The 8,807-nt window shown below is 68.5% G+C and carries 5 protein-coding genes; 4 read left to right on the forward strand and 1 reads right to left on the reverse strand.

Features of this window, described 5'->3' with window-relative positions; genetic code table 11:
* Positions 1-172: 172 nt before the first annotated feature.
* The 4 genes from eccD to NA12_RS07105 are packed head-to-tail and all read left to right on the forward strand — an operon-like array spanning position 173 to position 8,218.
* Complete coding sequence (gene eccD / locus NA12_RS07090) at positions 173-1,627, forward strand: type VII secretion integral membrane protein EccD (protein ID WP_067447215.1); 1,455 nt, start codon at positions 173-175, stop codon at positions 1,625-1,627.
* Positions 1,620-2,999: a type VII secretion-associated serine protease mycosin gene (mycP, locus tag NA12_RS07095; RefSeq protein WP_067447217.1), complete on the forward strand. Its 1,380-nt coding sequence runs from the start codon at positions 1,620-1,622 to the stop codon at positions 2,997-2,999. The genes eccD and mycP overlap by 8 nt, the downstream gene beginning before the upstream one ends.
* A 9-nt stretch (positions 3,000-3,008) precedes the next feature.
* Positions 3,009-7,046 carry a type VII secretion protein EccCa gene (gene eccCa, locus NA12_RS07100; protein ID WP_067447218.1) on the forward strand — a complete coding sequence of 1,346 codons (4,038 nt, stop codon included), beginning with the start codon at positions 3,009-3,011 and terminating at the stop codon, positions 7,044-7,046.
* Between the two features lie 32 nt (positions 7,047-7,078).
* The gene (locus NA12_RS07105) at positions 7,079-8,218 is read left to right on the forward strand and encodes a hypothetical protein (protein WP_132369903.1); all 1,140 of its coding nucleotides are present in this window, start codon (positions 7,079-7,081) and stop codon (positions 8,216-8,218) included.
* Between the two features lie 6 nt (positions 8,219-8,224).
* Here NA12_RS07105 and NA12_RS07110 read toward each other — a convergent pair whose 3' ends face one another.
* Positions 8,225-8,608 carry a hypothetical protein gene (locus NA12_RS07110; protein WP_067447221.1) on the reverse strand — a complete coding sequence of 128 codons (384 nt, stop codon included), beginning with the start codon at positions 8,606-8,608 and terminating at the stop codon, positions 8,225-8,227.
* Between the last annotated feature and the right edge of the window lie 199 nt (positions 8,609-8,807).

An 8,807-nucleotide genomic window follows, 5' to 3' on the forward strand; every position in this document is an offset into this window, starting at 1 on the left:
CCGGGTTCATCGGCAGTTCACGCACCGCGACCGGCCTTTTCGCGATAACCGCACGTCGCGCTCTGGTCGACGGTTACGACGAGGCGAACACCTCCGGCACAACCTGCCGCGCCCGGTGTGCGTTGCTACGGTCCCGAACGTCGCAACCAGGGAATTCGGGAGTCGTCACGTGATGGAGTCAACGGCGATCGAGCCGCAGCTGTGCCGGGTCTCGATCATCGGCGGAAACACCCAGGTCGATGTGGTGCTGCCCGCGACGGTCCCGATCGCCAATTTCATTCCCGACGTTGTCGATCTGGTTGCCTCGCGCAATCCCGACCTGTCGGAGAACGAGGAAGACGGGCCACTCGCCGCGCAGCACTGGACGCTGTCTCGGCTCGGCCACACCGCGATCGACCCGGTCCGCACGCTGACCGAGGCCGAGGTGTTCGACGGCGACCTGCTCGTGCTGCGCGCGGTCGATTCGGTCGAGGCGCCCGCGCTTTTCGACGATGTCATCGACGCGGTCGCCCGCCTGACCGACAACGCCTTCGCCAGCTGGACCGCCGCGACTGCCGGTCGGGTCGGGCTCGCCGGCACGGTCGGGGCAGTGCTCGGTGCGTGCCTGCTCCTGCTCGTCGCCGCCGGGGACGGGCTCGGCGTCGTCGCGGGTGTGAGCGGGCTGAGCGTGGGATTGCTGACCCTGGTCGGCGCCGGTCTTGTCGCGCGCTTCTACGCGGCGACTCTGCCCGCGACCGTGCTCGCCTTCTGTGGGCTCGCCCTCGCGGGGACAGGGGCCGTCGCGCTCGTCCCCGGCCCGCTCGGGGCGGCGCACGTGCTGCTCGGCTGCGCCGCGGTGGTGCTGCTGTCGGTGATCACGATGCGGTTGCTGGCGGTGCGGCCGACCATGTTCACCTCGGTCATCACCCTCGCGTCGTTCGGCACCGCGGCGACCGGTATCTCGACGGTGTGGTCGGTCGAACCGGCGAAAGTGGCTGCGGGCGTGATCTTCTTCGCGCTGCTCGGGATCACCCTCGTGCCCCGCATGGCGGTGGCGGCGGCGCGGTTGCCGGTGCCGCCGGTGCCGACAGCCGGTGGGGTGATCGATCCGCGCGATCACGAACCGCGACCGACCATCGAGGGCATCGGCGCGATCGGCGCGACGGCGATTCCGTCGGCCGCGGGACTGGGTGAGCGGTCACGTCTGGCCAATGACTATCAGACCGGGATGGTGGTCGGCATCGTCGTCGCGACGGTGTTCTCGACGATCATGGTCGTCACCTCCGCAACCGAACATCTGTGGCAGACAGGGCTTTTGGCGATCGCGGTAGGGATCGTGCTGGCCAGACGCGGGCGGGCGTTCTCGGATATGACGCAGGCCGCGGTCATGGTCCTCGGCGGGTGTGTCGCGCTGATCGTGCCCACTGCGCTCTTCGGCATCGGTCTGCACGACTCAGCGCTGCTCATGGCGGGCGCGCTGCTCGTTGTCGCCGCCTTGGCGATGCTCATCGGAGTGGCCGGACCCAATCTGGAGATCTCCCCGGTGGTGCAGCGGGCCGCCGAGTTGTTGGAGTACTTGATGATCTGCCTGATCGGGCCGCTCGTCTTCTGGATCATCGATATCTACGCGATGGCCCGCAATGGGTGAGGCGCTGCGCGCGCTCGTTGTCGCGGTGGCGCTGACGATGATCGGGGCGGGCGCGGCGGCGGCGATCGAACCTCCCGTTGTCGACCCGGGCGCGTTGATCCTCAGCGCTCCCGTCGCGCCGCCCGAACCGGCCCAGCAGCGACTGCTGTGTTCGCAGCCGAACTGGACCGGGCATCAGCCGGTCGGTGTGCCGCCGGTGCAAAAGGCGCTCGGGCTCGCTGACGCGCACGCGTTCAGTCGTGGTGAAGGACAGGTCATCGCGGTGATCGACACCGGGGTCAACCGACATCCGCGTCTTCGGGTCGACCCCGCCGGCGATTACGTCGCCGACTCCGATGGAACGGCCGACTGCGACGGGCACGGCACCCTCGTCGCCGGGATCATCGCCGCGCAGCCCGCGCCCGACGGGGGGGACGGGTTCGTCGGCGTCGCACCGGCCGCGACCGTACTCGCGATCCGCCAGACCAGCCTCGCCTTTCAGGGCAAGAACAGCTATGCCGCCAACGACCAGCCCGGCGGCATGTCGGCCGGCGGGTACGGGACGGTCACCACGCTCGCCAACGCGGTCGTGCACGCGGTCGATTCCGGCGCGACGGTGATCAATATCTCCGAGGTGTCGTGTCAATCGGCCGGGACCAGCTCGGTCGACGGCGCTCTCGGCGCGGCGTTGAAATTCGCCTACGACCACAATGTCGTCGTCGTCGCGGCGGCGGGCAATCTGCAATCGCAGGGGGCGTGCAAGGAACAGAACGGAACGGCTGGCTGGAGCGCGGTGCGCACGATCGCGACACCCGCGTGGTTCGCGCCGTATGTGTTGTCGGTCGGTTCGGTCGAGCTCGACGGGTCGCCGTCACCCTTCACCCTGTACGGGCCGTGGATCTCGGTCGCCGCGCCCGGCAGCAACCTGATGTCGCTCGATCCGACACCGGGGGGGACGGGCCTGGTCAACGGCACACCGCAGGCCGACGGCCGGATCGCGCCGGTCTCGGGCACCAGTTTCTCCAGCGCCTACGTCGCCGGGCTCGCCGCGCTGGTGCGTGCGCGTTTTCCTTGGCTGAGCGCGGGACAGGTGATGGAACGCATTGTCGCGACCGCGCACGCGCCCGGCAACGGCCATGACGCGCGCACCGGTGCCGGCATGATCGACCCGGTCGCCGCGCTCACCGCCGTACTACCGGCCGCCACCGCGAAACCCTTGTCGGCCATGGCAATAGCAGGCCCCACCCCGACCGTCCCGGTGAGTCCGTGGCCGCGCCGGATCGGCATCGGCGGCGCGACCGCGTGCCTGACGGTCCTCGCGCTCGTGCTCGCCTTCTCGATTCCCTTCCGGCGCAGACAGCGCGCGCCGCTGGTGCTGCCAGGCGACGACTAAGGAACAGCGATGAGTACACAAGGTTTCATTCGACTCGCCCGCATCGCCCCACCGCGTCCGCCGGGCGGTGAGGTGGTACTCAACGCACCGCCGGAGATCACCGCGCCGGTCCCGGCACCCCTGTGGCAGCGGCTGCTGCCGCTGGTGATGGTGGTCGCCATGGTCGGCATGATGGGGTTGATGTTCACGATGAGCGGCAAGGCGATGCTCACCAACCCGCTCACCATGATGTTTCCGATGATGATGCTGATGTCGATGGTCGGCATGTTCGCGGGGCGTACCGGCGGCGGTGGCAAGAAGGCGGCCGAGCTCAACGAAGAGCGTAAGGACTACTTCCGCTACCTCGACCAGCTGCGCCGCGATGTGCGCGGCACCGGGGTCGCGCAGCGCGAGGCGCTGATGTGGAGTCACCCGCATCCGGCCGACCTGGGCGCGCTGGTCGGAACCCGGCGCATGTGGGAGCGCAGACCGACCGATCCCGACTTCGGACACGTCCGGGTCGGCATCGGCAGCCACCGCGTGGCGACCAAACTTGCGAGGCCGGAGACCGGCCCGCTCGAGGATCTGGAGCCCGTCGCGACGGTGGCGCTGCGACGGTTCGTCCGTACCCATTCGGTCGTGCACGACCTGCCGACGGCGATCTCCCTGCGCGCGTTCCCGGCGATCAATATCGAAGGCGACCGCGAACACGGCAGAGCGCTTGTTCGCTCGATCCTGATGGAGCTCGCCACCTTCCACGGACCCGACTCGATGATCTTCGCGATCGCGACGGACGAACCCGACGGCCAGGCGTGGCGGTGGACGAAATGGCTTCCGCATCTGCAACATCCACGCGACACCGACGGCCATGGCACGAGTCGGATGCTGTACCAGTCGCTTTCCGAGCTGGAGACGGCATTGTCGGAGGAGTTGCTCGAACGGGGCCGATTCCTGCGCAACGCCGCGTCGACACCGGGCCGGTTGCATGTGATCGTGGTGATCGACGACGGTTACGTGAGCAGTTCGGAACGCACCATCAGCGACGCCGGACTCGACTCGGTGACGGTGCTCGACCTGACCGCCCCGCAAACCGGGCTCGCGGTGCGCCGCGGCCTGCAACTGGTGGTCGGCGCCGAGCGGATCGGCGCGCGCACCGGCGGCTCGGTGGAGAACTTCGCCGGGCCGGACCGGGTATCCCACGAGGTGGCGGCGACCTTCGGGCGGACGATGGCACGTTACCGGATCGCCACGACGGCACAGATCGTCAACCTCGGCGAGGAGACCAGCGGCGACCCCGGCTTGATGGCGTTGCTCGGCGTCGCCGACGCGGCGACGATCGAACCGGACGCGGCGTGGCGACCGCGCTCGGCGCGCGAGCGGTTGCGGGTGCCGATCGGGATCACCCTGGATGGCACGCCGGTCGATATCGATATCAAGGAGTCGGCGGAGAACGGCATGGGCCCGCACGGGCTCTGCATCGGCGCGACCGGTTCCGGCAAGTCGGAATTCCTTCGCACACTGGTGCTTTCGATGGTGACAACCCATTCGCCCGACCTGCTCAATCTCGTTCTCGTCGACTTCAAGGGTGGCGCCACCTTCCTCGGCCTCGACCCGCTCCCCCACGTCTCGGCGGTGATCACCAACCTCGAGGAAGAGCTCTCCATGGTCGACCGCATGCGCGACGCGTTGGCCGGTGAGCTGAATCGGCGCCAGGAATTGCTCAGGGCGGCAGGCAATTTCGCGAACGTGACCGAGTACGAGAAGGCCCGGACCAACGGCGCCCCGCTCGACCCACTGCCCGCACTGTTCATCATCGTCGACGAATTCTCCGAATTGCTCTCGCAGAAACCCGATTTCGCCGAGCTGTTCGTGATGATCGGGCGCCTGGGACGGTCGCTGCGGGTGCATCTGCTGCTCGCTTCGCAGCGGCTGGAGGAGAACCGGCTGCGTGGGCTCGACTCGCACCTGTCCTATCGGATCGGCCTGCGGACCTTCTCGGCCGGCGAGTCACGGCAGGTGCTCGGGATCACCGACGCCTACCACCTGCCCGGTCAACCAGGCGCCGGCTACCTCAAGAGCGACGCGTCGGATCCGTTGCGGTTCAACGCGACATACGTGTCGGGCACCTATGTGCCGCCGGTGGCCGGCGACGGCAGCCGCCGAGGCGCGACGACGGCCGCCGGCGAGGTCGGCCTGTTCACCGCCGCACCGGCGCAGGCCCGTGCGGTCTCCCGCGACCCGGTGCCTGTCGAGCTGCCCGATCTCTCCGAATTGCTCGGTGCGGAGCCCGCCGATGCCCCGGCGCAGGAACGCTCACTGTTGCAGGTCGTCGTCGAACGGCTGACCGGGCACGGCCGACCCGCGCACGAGGTGTGGTTGCCACCACTCGACATCTCGCCGAGCGTGGACATGATGCTGCCCGAACAGGATTGGCGTGACGAGGGCAATCGCCTCGGGAATCTGTGGCTGCCCATCGGCATCATCGACAAGCCCTATGAGCAGAAACGCGATGTGCTGACCGTCGACCTGGCGGGTGCGCAGGGCAACGTCGCGGTGGTCGGCGGACCCCAGTCGGGCAAGTCGACCACATTGCGCACCATCATCATGGCCGCCGCGGCGACGCACACACCCGAACAGGTGCAGTTCTACTGCCTCGACTTCGGTGGCGGCACCCTGTCGGCACTGGCCGGATTGCCGCACGTCGGGTCGGCGGCGGGTCGGCTGGAAGGCGACCGGGTACGGCGCACCGTCGCCGAACTGTCGACGCTGCTGCGCCAGCGCGAACGTCGCTTCCTCGACCTCGGCATCGAGAACATGCGCGACTTCCGCCGACTCGCCGCGCAATTGGCCGAATCGCCCGCCGAGGAACGTCAGGCTCATCCCCTCTCCGCCGACCTCTTCGGTGACGTGTTCCTTGTCATCGACGGCTGGGCCGCGTTCCGCGAGGACTTCGACATGATCGAGTCGCAGGTCCTCGCGCTCGCCGCGCGCGGACTCTCCTACGGAATTCACCTCATGCTCGGTGCGAACCGGTGGGCCGAGATCCGGCCCGGGGTCAAGGACCAGATCGGCACCAGAATCGAACTGCGCCTCGGTGATCCGTCGGATTCGGACATGGACCGCAGGGCCGCGGTCGGGGTGCCGATGAACCGGCCGGGCCGGGGTATGACCAAGGACAAGTTGCACATGCTCATCGCCCTGCCTCGCCTCGACAGTGTGGTCGATCCGGCGAGCCTGGCCGAGGGCGTCGCGGCCGCCAAACGCGAGTTGACCGAGTTCTACGGTGATCGCCGCGCGCCGGCGGTGCGGCAACTGCCCCTCGAGCTCGACCGGCCGCAGGTCCTCGCCGAGGTCGAGGCACACGGCATCGGCCTCGACCATCGGCGGATCGCGATCGGGCTCGGTGAGTCCGAACTGGCCCCGGTGGTGCTCGACTTCGAGCAACAGCCGCATCTGCTCATCTTCGGCGATATCGGCTGCGGGAAGACGACCCTGCTGCGCAATATCGCACAGGGCATCGTCGCCAACTCCCAGCCCGACGAAGCGCGAGTGATCCTGGTCGACTACCGCAGGACCATGCTCGGGGCGATCGAGGGCCCGCACCTGGCCGGGTACTCGACCTCGGCGCAGACCTCGGTGCCGACTATGAAGGAAGTCGCCGGGTTCGTCTCCCAGCGCATGCCGGGTACCGACATCACGCCCGCGCAATTGCGCGATCGCAGTTGGTGGACCGGGCCCGAGGTGTATGTGATCGTCGACGACTACGACATGATCGCGTCGAACAACCCGCTGCTGCCGCTGGTCGATCTGCTCCCCCAGGCCCGCGACATCGGCCTGCACCTGATCATCGCACGTCGGGCCGGTGGCGCCTCGCGCGCGCTCTACGATCCGGTGCTCGGCCCGTTGAAGGACATGTCCGTCGACGGCTTCCTGATGAGCACACCCAAGGACGAGGGCGTGATTCTCGGTGACGTGCGACCGGCCCAACATCCGCCTGGGCGTGGACTTCTGGTCTCGCGCATCCACGGGCGCGAGCTCGTGCAGGTCTGTCAATTGCCGCCGGTGTGACCGGCGTCGAGCGCGAGAAGGGGCACATGTCGATGGTCGAGTTCGCAGAGCAGGGGGCCGAGTCGCCCGACATCGGGTTCGCGCTGGCGTCGGCGATCGTGCCGACCGATCCCGCCCGCGCGTTGATCGAGGCGATCGGTGAGCCGGGTCCCGTTGGCTGGCAACGGTTTACCGCGTCCTTCGCGATCACCGTTGTCGCCGCGGTCGGGGCGGTGAGCTACTTCGACGCCGAGGAAAGGCACACCAGTATCGACGCTTCGGCGGCGATGCTGGAGGCGGCGCGGGGACTGCGGGAGCAGTCTGTCGGCGCGGAACGGGGGCCGTGGTGGCGGGTCACGGTGACGGCCGAGGCCGACGGCGGGTACGAGGTCGACTACGACCACGGTGACGAGCCGTTTCCACCCGAGCACCTGTTCACCCCCGAGGCGTATCTGTTCGACCTGCACACCTATCCGCGCTCGCGCGTGCCGGTGTGGCTGTCGGCCTACGTGTTCCACAACACGTGGCAGCTACGCAGTGCGCGGGCCGCCGCTGATGCTGCTGAGCGACCACCTGTCCCGGCGCCGGACGAGTTCCCGGCGCTCGGGGTGTTCTTCACGCGGTGGGCCGCTATCGCGGCCGCGTTCGTGGCAGTGGGGTCGGAGTACGGGCCGCGAATCCTGCCCGCGCTCGGAGTCTTCGAAGGGGCCGGTCGCAGCGGGTCGACACTGCACGTACTGCCCGGTCGACGGGCCGTGCTCTCGGGCGGTGTGTGGAACGCGCCCGAGCTCGATGCCGCTTACAACGATGGCACGCCCTATCCCGATCTCTACGCGGGTGCGCCCGCGTGGGTGACCGATCAGGTCCTCAATCCGCGCGCGAGTACGGGACTGCTCTCGTTCTGTTACTGGTGGGAGGGCGGGAGCTGGTATCGCGGGCAGTCGCCCGGCGCGGCCGCGGTGAGTTCGGCCGTACCAGGGGTGTGGACGGTCGCCGATGTCGCCGAGGTGATGTGCGCGGTCGCCTATCCCGATGCCGCGCGGCCGCCGCGCGCCGCGATGCTCGACCTGATCGCGGCGGCCGAAGCGGGCACGGTGACGCGCGAGCTGGTCGAGAAGTGCTTCGCCGACCCCTCGCACGATGTCGCGGGCGCGTTCGCCGAGTTGTCGATGGCGGGACCGATCAGCATGTGAGCGCGCTCAGCGGAAACCGGCGCGCGAGTCCTCCTCGGTAGCCTCGACGCCCCCTGCCGCACGGTGCATACCGTGAGCGAACTCGGCCAGGGTGCGCGCTACGTCGAGACCGCCCTGCAGCAGATTCGTTCGCATCCCCACATAGCCGTTGGCGCCCGTGGCGAAGGACTTGCCGTAGGAGTCGGTGCCCCATGGCGGGTTGTCCGACGACCCACTCACCACCTCTGGCGCCGTGGCGCCACTGTCGTTGACCGCGAACGGGTCCCCCGCCACGGACAGGGTGCGAATCAAGGTGTTCACCGCGTTGCCGACCGCCTCCGCCACCTCATCCATGGCCGTCGCTGCCGCCTGCAACTCGCTTGTCGAGTCGACAATGATGCGCTGCGCCATCGGTTTCCCCTCCGTCACGGTGTGTGGGGAGTCGATTGTGGTCGGCACGGTCGGCCAGGTTCGGACACCTGAGCCGACACCACGGAAACACTGCGTTAACTCACGTCTCGAAACGCTAATACTGTTGTGTCAGAAGATATTTCGGATACTTCGCGAACCAGCATGCACCGACGGTTATCCGGGCCTCGGGGTCGCCGGG

The organism is Nocardia alba NBRC 108234 (genome assembly GCF_001612665.1).
In the GTDB taxonomy this organism is placed as follows: Bacteria; Actinomycetota; Actinomycetes; order Mycobacteriales; family Mycobacteriaceae; genus Nocardia; species Nocardia alba.